The sequence below is a fragment of the Sphingomonas hengshuiensis genome (assembly GCF_000935025.1).
Classification (GTDB): Bacteria; Pseudomonadota; Alphaproteobacteria; order Sphingomonadales; family Sphingomonadaceae; genus Sphingomonas; species Sphingomonas hengshuiensis.
Window position 1 is genome coordinate 1886398 of the sequence record NZ_CP010836.1, and the last position, 19198, is coordinate 1905595.

A 19198-nucleotide genomic window follows, 5' to 3' on the forward strand; every position below is an offset into this window, starting at 1 on the left:
TACGATACGGCGCCTGACCCCGGTCAGGCGCCGCGCCGGCCCGTGATCGCTCGCAGCGCTTTCAATCCCAGCGTGCTGTACGCGCGCGGATCGGCCTTTGCGGGATCCTGTTCGGCTTCGACCACGATCCACCCATTATAGCCCGCCGTCTCCAACGCGCTGAATAGCGGAGCGAAATCGAGGTCGCCGTCCCCCGGCACGGTGAACATGCCCGCGATCACCCCGTCAAGAAAACTGCCGCCCGCCGCCGCGGTGGCGGCATGCCGCGCGGCGCGAACGTCCTTGCAGTGGACATGCGCGATCCTGTGCGGATGGTCGCGCACCACTGCGACGGGATCGATGCCCCCATAGTGCGCATGGCCGGTGTCCAGCGTGATCCCCACGCCCTGCCCCGTTACCGCCAAAAGCCGCTCCAGGTCGTCGCCATTCTCGACGACCGTGCCGAGGTGATGGTGATAGGCCAGCCGCAGCCCCCGTCGGGCGACATGAGCGGCGACCCGGTCGAGCTTGCCACCAAAGCTCGCCCAGTCCGACGCCGCCAGCCGCGGCGGCCCGTCGAGCCGGCTCGTCCTGTCGCCATGGACGGCGTTGCTCGTCTCGGCGAGCACGACCACGCCGGCGCCGGTCCGGGCGAGGAGGTCCAGATGCGGGGCCATCGCCGCAATCTCCGCATCGGCGTCGCGCGTCAGGAGGCTCGCGCCATACCATCCGCCCACCAGTGCGAGCTCGTAACGCGCCAGCAGCGGCGCCAGCACCGCCAGATCGCGGGGAAAGAGATGCCCCAGTTCGACCCCCTCGAACCCGATCGCCTGCGCATCCGCCAGAATCGTCTCGAGCGTGGTGCCGCCGCCCAGTTCGGGCAGGTCGTCATTCGCCCAGGCGATCGGGCTGACGCCCCAGCGGAGCGTCATGCGCCCTGCCCGTCGCGCGCGCGGTCATAGGCGCTGCGGGCGGCCTGTACCTCGGGCTGGCGCGAGACTTCTGCCACCGCCACGTCCCACCAATGGCCACCAATGTGCGTGACGCGCGCAGGATCGGCGCGGATCACCAGCACGCTGCTACGCCCCGCCGCCCGCGCCCGCGCCATTGCCGCGCCGAGCGCCCCCACATCGGGCACCGCCTCCGCCAACGCGCCCAGGCTTCGGGCATGGGCGACGAAATCGATCACCGGCGCCTCTAGCGTGTTGTTGAACGCACGCCCCGCAGTCGCGCGCTGGAGCCGGTCGATACAGCCAAAACCGCGATTGTCGACCAGCACTACGATCAGCGGGAGCCCGAGCGCCACCGACGTCGCCAGTTCGGCGTTGAGCATCATATAGCTGCCGTCGCCGACCATCACGATCACCTCGCGATCGGGCATCGCCATACGCACGCCCAGCCCGCCCGCAATCTCATAGCCCATGCAGGAGAGGCCATATTCGGCATGGTAGCCGCCGGCGCGGCGTGTGCGCCACAGCTTGTGCAACTCGCCCGGCAGCCCGCCGGCGGCGCAGACCACCACTGCGTCCGGATCGGCGGCGGCGAGCACCGCGCCGACGACCTGCGCGTCGGACGGCATCGCCGCGTCGGGCGCCGTCGCCGCGTCCAACGCCCGGTTCCAGGCCGCCACCTCGCCGAGATACGTGGAACGCCAAGCCGCCGGAACGTGCCACCCGTCCAGCGCCGCCGTCAGTGCCTCGATCACGACCCGGGCGTCGGCGAGCACGGGTATCGCGTCGTGCTTGGCCGCGTCGTGCAACGCGATATTGACCTGGCAAAGTCGGGCTCCGGGCGCGAACAGCGTGCGCGATCCCGTGGTGAAGTCCTGAAGCCGCGTGCCGATACCGATGACCAGATCGGCACCCCGCGCCGCGCCGTTGGCGGGATCGGTCCCGGTGACTCCGATACCGCCCAGCGCCTGTGGATGGTCCCAGGGCAGCGCCCCCTTTCCCGCCTGTGTCTCAGCGACCGGAATGCCGGTAGCCGCAGCGAACGCCGCCAGCGCAGCTTCCGCGCGGGAATAGAGCACGCCCCCGCCCCCCACGATCAGTGGCGCGCGCGCCTCGCGGATCGCGGCGACCAGCCGCGCAAGCTCGCCTGCGTCGGGCGCCGGCCGGCGGCGGTGCCAGATGCGGGTGCGGAACAGATGCTCGGGATAGTCGAACGCCTCGGCCTGCACGTCCTGGCACAGCGCCAGCGTCACCGGGCCGCATGCCGCTGCGTCGGTCAGCACCGCCATTGCACGCGGCAGGGCGTCGATCAGCTGCTCGGGCCGGGTGATGCGATCGAACAGCCGCGAGACGGGGCGGAAACAATCGTTCGCCGATACCGTCGCGTCGCCGAAATCCTCGAGCTGCTGAAGCACCGGATCGGGGCGGCGGCTGGCGAAGACGTCGCCGGGCAGGAACAGCACCGGCAAACGGTTGAGATGCGCCACCGCCGCCGCCGTCACCATGTTGGTCGCGCCCGGCCCGATCGAACTGGTACAGGCCATTGCGCGCTCGCGGCGGTGGGCCTTGGCATAGGCGATGGCGGCATGCGCCATGCCCTGCTCGCTATGCGCGCGAAACACCGGCAGCGTGTCTGGCGCGCCCGCCAGCGCCTCGCCCAGCCCGGCGACATTGCCATGGCCGAAGATCGCCCAGACGCCTCCGAAAAAGGGCAGGATCGCCCCGTCCACTTCGCTGTGCTGTGCCGCCATCCAGCGGACCAATGCCTGCCCGGCCGTAAGCCGGACGGTAGCGGGCGCGATCAAAGCGCCGCGCGCGCCTGGCGCCATGCCTCCACCAGCGCGCGGAAGTTCGCCGCGATCCGCTCTATCGCCTCCGAGTCGTCGATCGTGCCGGTCAGCCATTGCTGCGCGCTATCGTGCCAGATCGTCCGACCAACGGCAAAGCCCTTCACGATGGTGAAGGGCGCCGCCGCCGCGAATCGCTCGACCAGCACCTGCGGCGTTGCCGAAAGCCCGAGCAGCAATACCCCCTGGCAGAGCGGGTCGTGTCGCGCGATCACGGCGTCGATCGCCGCCCAGGTGGCGGGATCGCCGTCGGGCTCGAGCTTCCACCAATCGGGATAGACGCCGAGCGTGTAGAAATGCTCCAGCACCTGCGCCGTGGTGTCGACCGCAACCAGGCCGTGCGCCGACACGATCACTTCGACGAGCAATTCGTGGCGTGTGCCGCGACAGGCATCGAACAGCCGCAGCAACTGGCGATCCTGCATCGCGCGCAGTTCCGGGGGATCGTCGAGACGATAATAGACGAGGCACTTCACCACCTGCTGCACCGGCCATTCGCGCAGCGTGATGCCGACATCCGCACCGCCCTCGAACTGGAGCGGCCGCGACCCCGGCACTTCGATCGGGCTCCCAACCCAATAGGGCAAATCCGCCGCCGCCTCCAACGCGCGGGCGCCGTCGCGACCGTCGAGCAAGGTGCCGAAGCGGGTGTCCCCCTGCGCCAGCCGGTGCGTGGCGCGCAGAACCAACGATTTGAAACCCGCGATCCGGTCACGCGGAACGCCAAGGTCGACGACCATCTCGTCGAACTGGCTGCGATGATCGACCGCCAGCACCGTCAGCGCGTCATAGCGGCGCGCGCGGTGCGCCGCCCAGTGATGCTGCGCCAGTCCGACGTCCGAGCGCAGGCGGAACGGCCAGTCGGTGCGGGCAAGGAACGCCTGAAGCTCATCCCAGCCCGGCATCGCCGGCGCGCAACCATGCCGCGACACGACCAGCGCTCCGCAGGCATTGCCCCATCGGCAAGCGACCGCCAGCGGCTCGCCGCGCAGCCAACCGCGGAGCAACCCGGCCATGAAAGCGTCGCCCGCGCCGAGCACATTGAACACCTCGATCGGGAAGCCGGGTACGGCCAGCCCCTGTTCGATTGCATCGGGGATCGCGCCTTCGAACGCGACGCATCCCTGCGCGCCGCGTTTCATCACGATCGGCGCCCGGCTCTGGGTGCGGATCGTCTGCAGCGCAGTGATCGTGTCGGTCGCGCCGCCAAGGATGTGGATCTCCTCCTCGGTACCGACGATCAGGTCGACCAGCGGCAGCACCTGCTGGAGTGTCGCGGTGACATGCGCATCGGGTACGAAACGCTGCTCGCCCATCGCCGGTTGAGCGACACCCCAAAGCACCGGGCGATAGTCCACGTCGAACACCACGCGCCCGCCCTGTGCCCGCATCGCCCGTGCCGCCGCCACGCTGGCAGCGAACACGCCCGGGCGCGACAAATGCGTGCCGTTGATCAGCACCGCCCCCGTCGAGGCGAGCAGCGCGGGATCCACGTCCGCCGCGCACAGCGCCATGTCGGCGCAATCCTCGCGATAAAAGAGCAGCGGGAAGGTCTCGGCGTCGCGGATACCGAGCACCGCCAGCGCCGTCAGCCGATCGGGATCGGTCCGCACGCCGCGCGTGTCGACGCCCTCGCGATCGAGCTGCTCGCGGATGAAGCGGCCCATATGATCGTCGCCGACCCGTGTCACGAGGCCCGCGCGAAGCCCCAGCCGTGCCGCGCCAACCGCCGTGTTGGTCGGGCTGCCGCCGAGATATTTGGCGAAGCTCGCCATGTCCTCCAGCCGCCCGCCGACCTGTTCGCCGTACAGGTCCACGCTGGAACGCCCTATGGTGAGCAGGTCCAGTGATGTCGGGCTATCAATCCTGCCGCTCGTCATGTCCGCCCATCGATTGCTCCTGACGAAATTCGTATTTCATACGGAGAGACATCGCAACTCCCGTTCCATATTGCGCCGCGCTGTTGCGTAGGTGGGCCAAGCTGTGGAATGGGCAAGGCCGAAAGGAACGCGGCATGCACGCAATTGCGCTGATCGGCGCTGGGCGGATCGGGCGTATCCATGCGGCCAATATCGCCGCGCATTCACGGTTGCGGCTGCTGCATGTCGTGGACCGGGATGTCGACGCCGCAGCCTCGCTCGCGGAGCGCCATGGCGCGCGAAGCGCAGACGCCGATGCCGCAATCAACGACCCGGAGGTGGCCGGGATCATCGTCGCGAGCGCCACCGACACCCACATCGCCTATACGATCGCCGCCGCCGAAGCGGGCAAGCCCGTCCTATGCGAAAAGCCGCTCGACCAGAGCCTTGCCGCCGCGGTTGCTGCCGCCGACCGGCTGGATGCTCTTGGCGCGCGCGTGTTGCTGGGGTTCAACCGGCGCTTCGACCCGCATTTCGCAGCGCTGCGCGCGCGGCTGGCGGGCGGTGCAGTGGGGGCGCTGGAGTCGCTGCATATCGTCAGCCACGATCCCGCCCCGCCGCCGCCTGCCTATGTCGCGGGATCGGGCGGCATGTTCACCGACATGGTGATCCATGATTTCGACATGGCGCGATGGCTGCTGGACGAGGAGCCAGTGGGGGTGTTCGCCAGCGCATCGTGCCTGATCGATCCGGCGATCGGCGCGGCGGGGGATGTCGACACCGCGCGCACCGTGTTGCGCACCGCCAGCGGGCGGCTGTGCAGCATCAGTTCCAGCCGTCGCAGCGGCTATGGCTATGACCAGCGGATCGAGGCGTTCGGCGCACGCGGCATGCTGCGCGTCGGCAATGTCGCCGAGACGATGGTGGAAACCTGGCACGAGGAGGGCGCGACGCGCGACCGGCTCCAGAATTTCTTCCTCGATCGCTATGCCGCGGCCTATCGTGCCGAGCTGGACCATTTCGCCGAGGTGATCGCCGGCGCGGCGCCCGCGATCACCCACCGCGACGGCGTGGCCGCGCTGGCGCTGGCCGCGGCGGCAACGCGGTCGCTCCACATCGGTCGGATGGAAACGCCCTGACGCCCTACGCCAGCAGCGCCGGGCGTCGCGCTGCAAGGTCGACGATCAATTCGCCGAACATCGCATTGGCCCAGGCGAACCAGCTTCGGGTGAACTTCGCCGGATCGGCGGCGGCGAACGCCTCGTGCATGAAGCCGGTGTCGGCATGGGTGGTCTTCAGCACCTGCAGGCACCGGCGGATCACGGCGTCGTCGTCGCTGCTCAGCCCGCGAACGATCAGCGACATCGGCCAGATCATGTCCAACCCGACATGCGGCCCGCCAATCCCCTCACCCGCCGGCCCGCGGAAGAAATAGGGGTTGGCGTCGCTCCAGCACCGCGCCTCGGTCCGCCGGAACAGCGCGTCGTCCCGGGGCACGCAGCCGAGATAGGCGAGCGACGACAGGCTGGGCGCATTGGCATCGTCCATGAACAGCGTGTTGCCATAGCCATCGACTTCATAGGCCCAGACCGCATCGGGGCCCGCCCCGATCCGGCCATGCGCGCGCAGCGCCACCGTGACCTGATCGGCCAGCGCGACCGCCTCCGCCGCCAGCGCCGCGTCGCCGCACGCCTGGTGCGCGATCTCGGCCAGCCAGCGCAGCGCCGTCACTGCGAACAGGTTTGCCGGGATGAGGAACGGATAAGTACAGGCGTCGTCGGACGGGCGGAACATCGAATGGATCAGCCCGATTTTGCGCGTCGGGGCGCCCTGCCCCTCGAGGATCAGCGTATCGGTGGCGCTCTCTGCCGCGCGCTGGAAGCGATAGGGGCCCGGGCCGTCCAGCCTTTGCTGAGCGCGGAAGGTATCGACGATCGTCCGCGCAGCCTTTGCCCATAGCGCATCGAACGGCGCGGGATCGCGCGTCGCGCGCCAATAGCCATGCGCCAGCCGCAGGACATGGCATAGCGAATCGACTTCCCATTTCCGCTCGGCGACGCCGGGCAGCATCGTCGTCATGTCGTCCTTCGCCCAGGATAGCGGCGTCGCCGCGCCGGGGTCCCGCGTAAAGGCATTGGCATAGGGATCGATCAGGATGCAGCGGGCATGCCGCGCGATCAGCCCGTGGAACAGCCTGCGCAGCGCCGGGTCGCGCCGCGCGAGCGGGAGATAGCCGTGAACCTGCGCGGCGCTGTCGCGCAGCCACAGGCACGGGATGTCGCCGGTGATCAGGAAGGTGTCGGGCCGCCCCTCGACAATGCCTGTCTCCACGGTCGTATCGAGCGTGTTGGGATAGCAATTGGCGAACAGCCAGGCGAGTTCGGGGTCGCCGATCCGCGCCGATACCCGCGCAATCTCCGCCTCCACCGCGGCGCTGGTGAAGCGCCGTTCCGCCGGAACCGGGCGCTGCGAGACCCGTGCATCGCGCGCCAGCGAGGGGAGCGGGGCCAGCATTCCGATCATGCCGCCCAGCACCGCACGGCGATCAGTCTTGTTGGAGCAAATATGAGTCATGCCGGGCATCCCATCACAGGAATAGAAAGAAATCTAGCAAATATGCTCATCTTGGAATATTTGAACCGGTGTACTCTGGAAATGCGAGGCACGGCACATGATCGATCGGGCGGAAGACACAAGTTTGATGTTCGCCGAGGCTGGCGAGGCCGCCGCCGCCGTGGCCCGGTTGCTCGACCATAACCAGTTCGCGATCACCGCGCTGGCGGAACGGCTGCGGGCCACCCCGCCCCGGCTGGTCGTCACCTGCGCCCGCGGCTCGTCGGATCATGCCGCGACCTATGGCAAATATCTGTTCGAGGCGATGCTGGGAATTCCGGTGGTCTCCGCTGCGCCATCGATCGCGTCGGTGTTCGATGCGCCCGCCGGGGGGGCGCCGGACACGCTGTGCATCGCCATCTCGCAATCGGGCCGCAGCCCCGATCTGCTCGCCACGGTCGAAGCGCATCGGCGCACGGGCACGCACATCGTCGCGCTGGTCAACGACGAGGAGTCGCCGCTGGCGGATGCCGCCGACACGATCATCGCGTTGCGCGCCGGGCCGGAAAGGTCGGTCGCGGCGACCAAATCCTGCCTCGCGGCGATGGCCGCGCTCGCGGCAATCGTGGCCGAGACGGCACAGGACGCGGCGCTGCACGCGGCGGTGCGCACCCTTCCCGCTACGCTGCGCACGGCGTTCGCACAGGATTGGTCGCCGATGGTCCAGTCGCTGACCGGGGCACGCAACCTGTTCGTGATCGGGCGTGGCTATGGGCTGGGGATCGCGCAGGAAATGGCGCTGAAGCTCAAGGAAACCTGCGCGCTCCACGCCGAGGCGTATAGCGCCGCCGAGGTGCGTCATGGCCCGATGACGATCGTGGGCGCGGATTTCCCGATCCTTGCCGTCGCCGGCTCGGATCGCGCCGGGGACAGCGTCCGCGCGGTTGCCGCCGAGTTCGCCGCTCGCGGCGCGCGGATATTGCTGGCCGATGCGGGCGACGCCGGGGGCATTCTCCCCACAGCGGCGGCGCATCCGGCGATCGAGCCGCTGCTGGCGCTCCAGAGCTTTTACCGCGCCGCCAATGCGCTGTCGCTGGCGCGCGGGCTCGACCCCGACGCGCCGCCGCATCTGGCCAAGGTCACGCGGACGGTCTGACCGCCCCGAACGATGGCGGACGATCGGCCGGATCGCGCCCGAAGGCGGGGTTCGGCCGATTGCCCATCTGGAACACCAGCCGACCGCCCTTCGCGAGCTCGGCATGGTCGATCCAGCTCTTGCGCCACGGCGTGCCGTTCCAGGTAACGCGCTGGACATAGACCGTATCGGGCCCCACGCCCGGCGCCTCGACCACCAGCGTCTTCCCCTCACCCACGTTCAGCGTCGCGCGACGATGCACCGGCGACCCGAACACATACACGCCGCTGACCGGATCGACGGGATACAGGCCCAGCGCGCTCATGATGTACCACGCGCTCATCTGGCCGCAGTCCTCATTGCCCGAAAGCCCGTCGGGCGCCGCGCGATACTGGCCCTGCAACAGCATCCGCACGCGCGCCTGCGTCTTCCATGGCGCGCCGCAATAGGCATAGAGATAGGCGACGTGGTGGCTCGGCTCGTTGCCATGCGCATATTGCCCCACCAGCCCGCTGACATCGGGAGGCGCGTCGACAGGGAGCGTGCTGTCCGCCGCGAACAGCGCGTCGAGCTTCGCCTCGAACGCGGCATCGCCGCCGAACAGGTCGATCAGGCCGTACACGTCATGCTGGTTCAGGAACGTCGCCTGCCACGCATTGCACTCGGTGAAGTCGCGCCAGTGGTTGGTGTCATGCCCCAGCGAACGCGGATCGAACGGCTCGGCCCAGCTGCTATCGGCCAGTCGGGGCCGGATGAACCCGGTTCCGGCATCGAACAGGTTGCGATAGTTGCGCGAACGCGCCCGCAGCGCCGCCGCATCCGCCATCGCCCCCGCCGCCTCGGCCAGTCGCGCCATCGCCCAGTCATCATAGGCATATTCCAGCGTCTTGCTCGCAGCCTCGGCCACCTTGTCGCTGGGGATGAAGCCCAGGCGGCGATAGGGGTCGAGCCCCTTCACATCCTCGTCGAACGCCAGCTTGCGGAAGCGCGGCCACACGCCAGCATAGTCGATGCCGGGCACCCCCTTCGCCGCAGCCTCCGCGATCACCACCGCCGAATGCCAGCCGATCATGCAATGCGTCTCGATCCCCTGGAGCGGCCAGATCGGCGGGCCATGCGGGCTTTCCAGCGTCATGCGGGCAAGCCCGCGCACGAGATCGGCGTTGCGCTGCGGCTGCACCAGCGTCAGCAGCGGGTGGAGCGTGCGATAGGTGTCCCACAGCGAATAGGTGCTGTAGTTATGGCTCCCCGCAGGCACTTGGTGGACCGCGGTGTCCATGCCCCGATACCGCCCGTCGACATCCGAAAACAGCGTCGGCGCCAGCAGCGCGTGATAGGCGGCGGTGTAAAATATGCGCGCCTCGTCGGCGCTGGCGGGCTCGACCTGCATCCGCGCCAGTTCGGCTTCCCACGCGGCGCGCGCCTCGCGGTGGACGCGCTCGAAATCCCAGTCCGCCGCCTCTGCATCGAGGTTGCGGATCGCGCCCTCGATATCGACGCCCGACAACGCGACCTTCGCCAGCAGCGGCGCGGCACCGGCGTCGGGAAACATCAGAGCGACCTTGAGCGCGGCGCCGTCGATCGCGGCGGTGCCCGCCGCCGCTTCGGAATCACTGCTGAAGAAGCGCGCTTCGGCAAAGGGCCGCGACAGCCGCATCGCGAAATGGATCACGCGGCCACCGGCCCATTGCTGGACCCGGCGGCTGCCCACCAGCATGTCGCGCCCGACCAGCCGCAGATGCGCGTCGGTGACGGGGGTGGGCTTGGGCGGATCGAAGCCGATGCTCGCCGCATCGGGCTCGTCGCGCGATCCATGCGCAAGGTCGACCAGCAGATGCCCGGCGCCCGGAAAGCGATAGCGGTGCAGCCCGACGCGATCGGTGACGGTCAGTTCCGCGCCGATGCCGCTATCGGGAAAGGCGACGGCGTAATAGCCCGGAGAGGCGCGCTCGTCGGCGTGCGAGAAGCGCTGGCGATAGCTGCCCTCGGGCTTTTGCAGCGATCCGGGCTCCAGCACCACCGGGCCGGTGCGCGGCACCACCAGCACGTCGAGCAGGTCGCCAACGCCGGTGCCGCTCAGGTGCGTATGCGAAAACCCCAGGATCGAGCCATCGTCATGATGATAGCCCGAACAGGCATCCCATCGGGCATTGTCGGTATCGGGGCCAAGCTGGACCATGCCGAAGGGCCGGGTCGCACCGGGATAGGTGTGGCCGTGCCCGCCGGTGCCGATGAACGGATCGACATGGCGGCACAGGTCCGCCCCGGGGCCGGCGGGTGCCGCAAGGGCAGCCCGACCGGTCGTCGTGGCGGCGGCCGCGATTGCCAGCCCTCCGGTCAGCAGATCACGGCGCGTCGATTTCATGGGTATCGTCCTCAGAACTTGTAGGTGCCGGTCAGCAGCGTCGTCGTGCCCGAATTCACGATGTCGGATACGGCGAGACTGTCCTTACCGATATGCGCCCAATAGCTGTAGTTGTTGAAGACGTTCGCCACCGACAGGTCGAGCTTGAACGCCCGCGTCACTTCCAGCCCGGCATGCAGGTCGACCCGGTTGGTCGGGCGGACCCAGGTATCGTCCCAGGTCGAACCCTTGCCCAGCGTGTCATACACCGAGACATAGGCGCCGCTGTGGGTGTAGTTCACGTCGAAGCTGACCGGCCCGGCCTCGTAGAAGAGCTGGACGTTCGCCATCAGGTCGGGCGCGTTCTGGATGCGGTCCATGCGGGTGCTGTCGCCGAGCACGTCGACCTTGGTCCATTGGCGCGTCACGTTCGCCCCGATGCCCAGGCCGCTCAGCAACCCCGGAAGCGCCGACAGCTTCTGCCGTGCGCTCGCCTCGATGCCGTACACGTCGCCCGACCCGCCATTTTGCGGCTTGTAGGTGATCGTGCCCGTCGTCACGCCCAAATTGCTGCCGGTGACGATGCCCGCGCTGCTGCCATTGTCGTAGATGTAGTTGCGCAGCCGCTTGTAGAAGCCGGCGAGCATCAGGTGGCCGCCCTGGCCGAAATCCCATTCGCCCGACGCATCGACGTTCAGCGCGCGGATCGCCTTCAGGTCGGGATTGCCCTGCGTCACCGTCGTCACGCCGCCCGAGACATTGGTGCTCGAACCGCCGCCCAGCTGGAGGAAGGGCGGGCGGACATAGCTGGTCCACACCGATGCGCGGTACACCGCGTTGCCGCTCGGGCGGTAGTTCACCGCGACGCTGGGCAGCAGCGCGTCGAACTTCGCGGTGTTGCTGGCGAATGCGCCGGTGCCGGTCACGCCGTTGACCGTGGGCGTGACCCAGAAGGTGTTGTCGATATCGGTATGCTCATAGCGCACGCCGGGGATCACTTCGACATCGCCGAACTTGAACTGCGCCATCGCATAGGTGGCATAGACCTGTTCGGTCGCCTTTTGCGTGTTGCAGTTATAGCTGTTGATCGGATTGCTGCCGCAGGTGTCGATCGTCGCATCGGTCGCGCCGCCCAGCCGGTTGAACAGGTCGAACAGCTTGCTCTGGTCGATTTCCGGCACGTCCCACCCATAGCGGCCCGGCCATACGCTGGAATAGGTGTCCGAGATGATACCCAGCTGGCCAAAGGTCGACGCGCCGCCATAGCCCGACACGGTATAGTCGCGGTTGGTGATCTCGCGCTTGCTCTTTTCGTAGCGAACCCCGCCCTTGACGAACTGGAGTGCGCTGTCGTCGAAGTCATAGCGCAGGTCGAGCTTGGCACCGCCCTTCTTCTGCTCGCTGGTCTGCGGGGTGTATTCGGGGGCGCCGCCATTGGCGGGCATTCCCGCGATGTTGTTGAGCGCGGCGTACATCTCCGACGACAGCAGCGGCGTCGGATAGCCGTTCTGGTAGCCGAACAACGTCGACCCGCCATAGGCGATGCCGTTGCCCGCAGTACGCGCCGCGACTTCGATATGGTTGGGACGCTCGTTGCTGCCCCAGCTGTAGAAGACGTTCGGCGCGACGGTCAGATTGCCCGAACGGAACTCGCCGCCCAGCTGCGCGGTGCCCAGCGTCGCGAGCGCGGGGTTGGTCTCGTACCAGAAGCGCGTCGAGACATTGCTCAGGATCGGCGCATACAGGCCGTTGCCGAGCGGCGTACCGTTGGACCCGGTCTTCTTGTCCATCGCGATGACCTGAGTCAGCGCGCTGTTCTGCTCGGTGTTCGCCTTGGCATAGGTGACGCGGGCGTAGAGCGACGTGGTATCGGTGGGGCGCCAGTCGAATGCCGCGTTGCCGCCATAGCGTTCGGTATAGCCCGACGACATGCCGAAATTGGCGCCGGTCATGATCAGGTTCGACGCGGGATCGATGTTGCTCGGGTTCGAGCCATCGGCGTTCTGGACCGCGAAATCATAGCCGAAATCGCAGCAGCCCGATGCCTGGATCCCGCCGACAAGGCTGTTGGCGTAATGGCGGATGTCATAGAAGCCGCTGACATACAGGCCGAATTGCTGGTCGGCGCCGAATTTGCCCGACAGGTCGCCGGCGACGTTATAGCCCAGGCCGTTCTTGCCATAGGCGCGCGCGCGGCTTTCCATCCGCCCGCCGACCGTCACCGACCCGCGCAGATCGTCGCTATAGTCAAAGGCAGAGGGAGTGCGGAAATCGATCGTGCCGCCGATCGCATCGCCGAGCATGTCTGCCTGCGACGTCTTGTTGAGCACGATCGTCTGAAGGCCCGACGGCGGCAACAGGCTGAGCTGGACGCCGCGGCTGTACGGATTGCCCTGCGCCACCGAGACGCCGTTGATCAGGTTGAGGTTGTATTCGGCGTTCAGCCCGCGGACCGACACGAACATGCCCTCGCCGCGCGAGGCACCGTCGACACCGCCGGCAAAGGCCGAGCCGGTGTTCATCACGTTGATGCCGGGCAACAGCCCCAGCGCCTCGGCAACGTTGTGGACCGCAGTGTGCGACAGATCGTCGGCGGAAAGCACGCTGGTCGTGTTCGACGAGCGCATCTGGAGATCGGTGGCCTCGTAGCGATTGCCGACCACGACAATTTCACCGATCGTGCTGCCGGCATCGTCGGCCTGCGCAGGCGCGGACTGCGCCACCGTCGAATCCTGTGCCGGTGCGGTATCCTGCGCCGCGGCGATCCCCGGTGCGAACACCATGCCGGCCATCAACATCGTGCCACAGAGTAGCCGGACGCGCGTCTCGAACCCGTACATAGAAACCTCCCTGTGCGCCGGCATCGTGCCCGCGCTTTCGTTACGCAGAGGGAATGCGATTGTCATTTCCATGTCAATATGCATTTTCCGTTTGATCTGTATTTGATTTGTAATTTCTATATTTTAATCGGGGGCTGCGGCTTATCGATCACAGGGGGCTCCAGCGGCGCGTGCCCGACGCACCAATCCGCTGCCCGAATCGGGCATTCGAAAGGGAACGCGATGCCGCGATGGACCGCGTTCAGCGCAGGTAGATCGGGTTGCCGACGAGCCAGATACTGCCGTCGCCACGGCGGACATTCGCGCGGAACCAGCGCCGCGCGGCGGGGAGCGTCGTTTCGATGACGCCGTCCTGCGTTATCGCGCCGTTCGCAAGCGGCACAATGCGCCCGTCGACCACCAGTTCGACTCGACCGCCGACGACCCCCGCGACTTGAATCCGGACGGCAATCGGCTTTCGTCCCTGCGCCGGCAGGGTCCCGCCCATCACTGCGCCCGCGGTTCCGCGCCGGGCGGACAGATCGAGCAGCCGCCCCCTGCCCTCGCCCAGATCGATAAACACGCGCCCGCTGCGCAGCCCGGCCAGTACCGCGCCCTGTGAAAGCGCATCGGCATGGACAACGGTGGCGAGACTGCCGATCGGCGCCTGGGGGCCGATCGGCGAGTTGCCGCGATATTGGAGGGCATCATGGTTGTCGCTGCCAGCGACGCCGACGAGCCGGTAACCGCGATCGAGCAGCGCCTCCCACCAGTGGATCTGCTTCTCGATCGCCGCCTCGCGATCGCCGGGGGTTTCGAGCGTCGATCCGCCGTTCACGGCCTCGATCGCGTCGACCTGGGTGTAATCGGTGTCTTTCGGCGCCCATCCGCAGCCCAGGCAATCCTCCCCCGTCGGGCGCGAGGGATGGTTGATCGTCAGAAAGCCGCCGGTTGCGTGCGCGCTGGCTATAAGCTGGGCATCGGTTTCCGCCCCCGGGCGCCCGATATCGGTTTCCACGAACCCCATATAGCCGAGCAGATTGGCATGCCCGTCGCGCGTCGTGAGCTCGCGGCCGGGCAACAGCAGCAGCGTGTCGAAATGCGGCTGGAGATAGCCCATGTCGATGAAGTGCGAGGTGACGTTGTGATCGGTGAGCGCGACGAAATCGAGCCCGTGCGCCGCCGCTTCCTGAAAGGTGTAGAAAGGCGGGCACCCGGCCTCGCGCCCCGCCAGGCTGCGGCACCGCGCATCGCTCTGGCCGCTATGCGAGTGGAGGTCGCCGCGATACCAGCCCGCGTTGGGGCGGATCGGGCGCGGGGAGAAGGACACTTCGTCGAGGTTGCTCTCCCGCGAGAACCAGATGCGCGCATGCCATGCGGAGCGCTCTCCGTCGCGGATGCTGGGCACGGTCATCATCAGCCGCCAGCGGCCCGCCGGGATGGGACCCGGCAGGAACGACGGCGTCGCATAGGCGTCCGCGATCGAGAATTCATATTTGGTGCCGCCGCCCCAGCCGCGAAACCGCTGGGGATCGGCAACGCCGAGCGTGATCGTGGTGCCGCGATCACGCCCCTCGAACGTGAAGGCGACATGGACCTGCGCGGTGCCCATGGGAACGTCGAACGGCAGGTCGCGGGTGGTGGCCCGGTCCCTGCCCTCGATCATCCCGTCGAGCGCGACATCGGCGGCGCGCCCGAATGCGTCGGCGGGCGCACCGGGGTCCGCTGCGGCGAAGTCTGGTGCGGCGGTGGCCGGCGAGGCCATCAGCATCGCCACCGCAAGAAAGCATCGCCGCACCATGACCCCCGTTCCTTACATCTTCAACGTCAGGCTGAGCTGGAAGACGCTGCCGGTCTTCATATAGCCGCCGTTGCGGTCGTTGGAGATATAGGTCTTTCCCTTGCCGACCGTCGCCCAATAGGTGTGCTGGTCCAGGATGTTGCGACCGGAGATGCCGACTTCGAGGTTTGGCGTCACTTCATAGGCAACACCGAAATTGAGCTCGCCGACCGGCTGGACATAGATGTCGGGCTGGCTGTCCTGCACCGTCGCCAGGATGCGGCCGGTGTAATTGTACCACAGGTTCGCCCGGATGCCGCCGCCGCCGTAGAAAATCTCGGCATTGTAGATCAGGTCCGGCGCCTGGGGCAGGCTGGTGGTGCGAACGTCGGTGTTGGTGATGGCATAGGTCGCGCGCGTCTTCTGGTAGGTGACGTTGCCGCCGACACCCAGATTGCCGAGCACGCCGCCGCCGACCAGATCGCCCAGCGTGAAGCGCCCCGAGGCCTCGACACCCTTGGCATTGCCGGTGCGGCCATTGGTCGGGCGGATATAGACGATGCCGTCGATCGTCTCACCGATCGAGCGGGTGCCCGTGGGGACGACGATGTTCTTCAGGTCCTTGTAATAGACCGCGAGCTGGAAATAGCGTCCGACCCCGCCGTAATAATCGAAGCCCGCGTCATAGCTCCATGCCTCGACCGGCTTGAGATCAGGGTTGGGCTGGGTGATCGAGACGATCGCGTTGCTTTCGGCGTCGCGCGAAATCTTGGTCGTGCCCGCAATCTGGTCGAACGAGGGACGCGAATAGCTGGAGCGCACCGCACCGCGGACGACGAAGCGGTTGTCGGGACGCCATGCGACCAGCAGGCTGGGATCGACATGGTCGTAATCGCGTCCGGCGTTGACGAACCGCGCGCCGTCCGAATCCGACAGCCAATACTGCGCCGAGAAGCTGTTATCCTCATACCGGATGCCGGGCATCACTTCGACCAGGCCCGACTTGAGCGTCGCGGTGGCATACAGCGCCTTGCGGTCCTCGGTACCCTTGGTCAGCCCCTGGTTCAGGATCTCCTGCGAAATGACCTTGGGCGCGACATAGGTTGCGACCTGTTCGTCGAGCGTGCTGCGCGACAGCACCTTGATCGGGCGCGGCGGATAATAATCGAGGAAGCCGTTGATCACCGCGCCGCCATATTGCGCGATGCTCGGCCCCTGGACGGTCCCCGCCTGAAGCGGGGTCAGGAAGCGATAGCGGGTATTGTCGGGCGCGAGGCTGCGGCCATCGCGGTCCGAATCCTCGTACAGTCCGCCGACCGACACGCTCGAGAGCAGCCCCTCGCCTTCCCAGCCGAGGCTGGCCTTCACGGTCTTCTTGGTCTCCGACAGATAGTCATAGCCCTGCTGGACGTAGAGCTGGGTCGGGCGGTCGAGCGACGAGATATAGGCGGTGGCACCCGACGACAGCACCGGGCGCGGCGATTTGACGTTCGACAGGTCGACGACGACGCCCTCGGTCGCGGCGCCGGTATTGCCGGCCGCGCCGTTATAGGCGACGCCGCGGAACGCCGCCTCGATCCGGTTGGGCTGATCGAAGCGGCCATCGGCATAGGCGCCCTCGATCGACGCAGTGAAGCCGTTCCAATGCGCCTTCGCCCCGATCTGCGCCGAGAACAGCTCCTGCTCGACATCCTCGGTGCGGAAATAGCTGGCGGGGTTGATGCCGAGCGGGGTGTAGACACCCGCGGCGTTATAGGCGCCGCCATTGGGGTTGGTCTGGCCGCTGGTCAGCTCGTTGCGCAGCCCGGTCTGGTTCATCGTGTTGGTATTGTTGTAGGTCGCGTAATTGACCCGCGCGAACAGATCGACCGCATCGCTCTTGAAATCAAGCGCGCCGCTGGCGCCGTAGCGCTTGATTTCGTTGTTGTAGAAATTCCACTGCACGCCGTCGGCCGAGAGCGACCCGCCGGCCTCATAGACCTGGCGCACGGTCTGGGTGGTCTTGTTGGTCGCCTTATAGTCGTTCTGCACCGCAGTCGATTCGGCGGCGTTGGCGCGGTTTTCGTAATAGGCGGCGACATAGAGGCCGAACTGATGGTCCGACCCGAAGCGGCGGGCCGCGTCGACGCCGACCGCTGCGCCGGTGCCTTCCTGCTTGCGCGAGCGCGCGAGGCTGGCGAGCTGGCCGAGCGCACGGGCGCGGACGAAATTGCCGCTGAAGTCGAACGCCGTGGGCGTGCGCAGGTCGATGATGCCCGCGATCGAATCCGAATCCTTGGCGGCGCCCGGCGTCTTGTCCGCCGCGATCCCGCCGACCGCGAAGGGCGAGAACAGGTTGAGCGAGATCGCGCGCGACGAGCCCGCAATCTGCGGCAGGCGCATGCCGTCGAGCGTGTAGGCGTTATAGCTGGTATCGAAGCCGCGGATCGAGACGAACTGGGCCTCGCCGGTCGCGCTCTGGTTGCGGCCCTGGTCGCGGCTGACCGAGATGCCGGGAAGCTGCTTGGCGAGGTCGGCGACGCTGGTCTGCGAGCGGATCGCGATGTCGCCGGTGGTGACGATGTCCACGGTGCCGGTGGCATCGCGCTCGTCGTTGAGCGCAGTGCGCTCGCGCTTGCCGTTGACGACGATGTCCGAGGTGAGGCTGTCGTCGACATCGGCGGGCGATGCCTGGGTGGCGTCCTGCGCGCTGCTGTCCTGTGCCCATGCCGGCGCCGCCGCACCCAGCGTCACGATCGCGACGACCCCCGACAGCAGCCGCGCCTTGCTCATTCCCGTTTTCATTATCGTCCCCGATGGCGATTGCGACGCCCCCACCGAGCATCGTCCACGGGCCATTAGAGAACAGATTGGTCAGGTTTGTGTCAATATAAAATATTCATATTATTCCGTCGCAGAATTTATATTTCATTGGATATCAGTCACCTAGGATGCGTCGGCGGGTTCGGGCTGGCGCTTGGTCGCGGCGCCAATCTCCTTTTCATAGGCCAGGCCGACCACCAGCGCCTGGGCCACACACAGCGACGCGGATAGCGAACGGAAGCCGCGCACCTCCGATTCGCGGACCAGCAAAGTGTGGTCGGCGAGCTTGGCGATCGGGCTCAGCAGGCTGTCCGAAATCGCGAGCACCCGCGCACCGGCGGCAACCGCCGCCTCCGCCGCGCTGACGGTCTCCATGGCATAGGAGTGGTAGCTGATCGCGATCAGCAGGTCGCCGGGCCGCATCGCGCGGAACTGCTGGAAGGCGAGCCCGCCGACGCCGTCGATCAGCATCGTCGGCTTACCCGCCTGCGGGATGGCATAGGCCAGATAGGCCGCCACCGGAAACGCGCGCCGCATCCCCGCCAGATGGACGACATTCGCCTCGCGGATCATCGCGACGGCATCCGCCAGCCCGGCATGGCCGATCACTTCGCGCGCATTCTGGAGCGCGAGGATGTCGCCCTCGGTAAACTCGTCGATCAGCGCGCCGACGCCCTTCTCCGACACCGACTGGCTGACCGAGGCGTTGAACTGGTGGACACGCTCGCCATAGCCGAGCGCCGCATTGCGGGCGAGCAGGCTCTCGCGCAACAGCTTCTGCATCGGCCCGGCGCCGGTGAACCCCAGCGACTTGGCGAAGCGCACCACCGCCGAGGGCTGTGCGCCCGAGCGTTCGGCGATCACCATCAGCGTCTGCAGCGCCATATCCTCGGGATGGTCGAGCACATAGCGTGCGACATGCTGGAGCCGCTTGCTGAGCGAGTCGTAGCGCGCGAGAATCGCATCGCGCAATTCCTCTCCGGTCGCCGGCACCGCCGCGTCAATATCGTTCATCCTCGTCTCCCTCGCGTGGAGAATAGGAAAAGCGCGAAACTTTGCAACGATCGTGTTTGGAATAGAAATTTCATATTGACTTGCGGCTGACATGAATTGTCTAATGCCGGTGTCGG

At 67.2% G+C, this 19198-nt stretch carries 11 protein-coding genes; 2 read left to right on the forward strand and 9 right to left on the reverse strand.

Going from position 1 to position 19198, the window contains the following annotated elements:
* Positions 1-23 precede the first annotated feature (23 nt).
* The 3 genes from iolE to TS85_RS08300 are packed head-to-tail and all read right to left on the reverse strand — an operon-like array spanning position 24 to position 4656.
* Complete coding sequence (iolE, locus tag TS85_RS08290; protein ID WP_044331580.1) at positions 24-911, reverse strand: myo-inosose-2 dehydratase; 888 nt, start codon at positions 909-911, stop codon at positions 24-26.
* Positions 908-2734, reverse strand: a complete 1827-nt coding sequence (gene iolD, locus TS85_RS08295; protein ID WP_227698722.1) for a 3D-(3,5/4)-trihydroxycyclohexane-1,2-dione acylhydrolase (decyclizing) — start codon at positions 2732-2734, stop codon at positions 908-910. The genes iolE and iolD overlap by 4 nt, the downstream gene beginning before the upstream one ends.
* Complete coding sequence (locus TS85_RS08300; RefSeq protein ID WP_044331582.1) at positions 2731-4656, reverse strand: bifunctional 5-dehydro-2-deoxygluconokinase/5-dehydro-2-deoxyphosphogluconate aldolase; 1926 nt, start codon at positions 4654-4656, stop codon at positions 2731-2733. Before TS85_RS08300 ends, iolD begins: the two co-directional genes overlap by 4 nt.
* Before the next feature lie 134 nt (positions 4657-4790).
* On the opposite strand from TS85_RS08300, the gene iolG reads away from it, so the two are divergent.
* Positions 4791-5774, forward strand: a complete 984-nt coding sequence (gene iolG, locus TS85_RS08305) for an inositol 2-dehydrogenase (protein ID WP_044331583.1) — start codon at positions 4791-4793, stop codon at positions 5772-5774.
* 4 nt (positions 5775-5778) lie between these two features.
* Here iolG and TS85_RS08310 read toward each other — a convergent pair whose 3' ends face one another.
* A complete protein-coding gene (locus TS85_RS08310) occupies positions 5779-7209 on the reverse strand; it encodes a glycoside hydrolase family 125 protein (protein ID WP_044336066.1) in 1431 nt (476 codons plus the stop codon).
* Positions 7210-7306: 97 nt separating this feature from the next.
* Here TS85_RS08310 and TS85_RS08315 point away from each other — a divergent pair, with 97 nt between their 5' ends.
* Positions 7307-8344: an SIS domain-containing protein gene (locus tag TS85_RS08315; RefSeq protein ID WP_044331584.1), complete on the forward strand. Its 1038-nt coding sequence runs from the start codon at positions 7307-7309 to the stop codon at positions 8342-8344.
* Here the strand turns inward: TS85_RS08315 and TS85_RS08320 are convergent.
* From TS85_RS08320 to TS85_RS08340, 5 genes are all read right to left on the reverse strand, one after another.
* Complete coding sequence (locus tag TS85_RS08320; RefSeq protein ID WP_077228523.1) at positions 8328-10688, reverse strand: GH92 family glycosyl hydrolase; 2361 nt, start codon at positions 10686-10688, stop codon at positions 8328-8330. The two genes, TS85_RS08315 and TS85_RS08320, sit on opposite strands and share 17 nt — an antisense overlap.
* A gap of 11 nt (positions 10689-10699) precedes the next feature.
* Positions 10700-13507 carry a TonB-dependent receptor gene (locus TS85_RS08325; protein ID WP_077228524.1) on the reverse strand — a complete coding sequence of 936 codons (2808 nt, stop codon included), beginning with the start codon at positions 13505-13507 and terminating at the stop codon, positions 10700-10702.
* A 241-nt stretch (positions 13508-13748) separates the two neighbouring features.
* Positions 13749-15287, reverse strand: a complete 1539-nt coding sequence (locus TS85_RS08330) for a CehA/McbA family metallohydrolase (RefSeq protein WP_044331585.1) — start codon at positions 15285-15287, stop codon at positions 13749-13751.
* Between the two features lie 12 nt (positions 15288-15299).
* On the reverse strand, positions 15300-18050 hold the full coding sequence (locus TS85_RS08335) for a TonB-dependent receptor (RefSeq protein WP_162184706.1): 2751 nt from the start codon (positions 18048-18050) through the stop codon (positions 15300-15302).
* A 141-nt stretch (positions 18051-18191) separates the two neighbouring features.
* Positions 18192-19082, reverse strand: coding sequence for a MurR/RpiR family transcriptional regulator (locus tag TS85_RS08340; protein WP_044331587.1), 891 nt, complete (start codon positions 19080-19082; stop codon positions 18192-18194).
* Positions 19083-19198 lie beyond the last annotated feature (116 nt).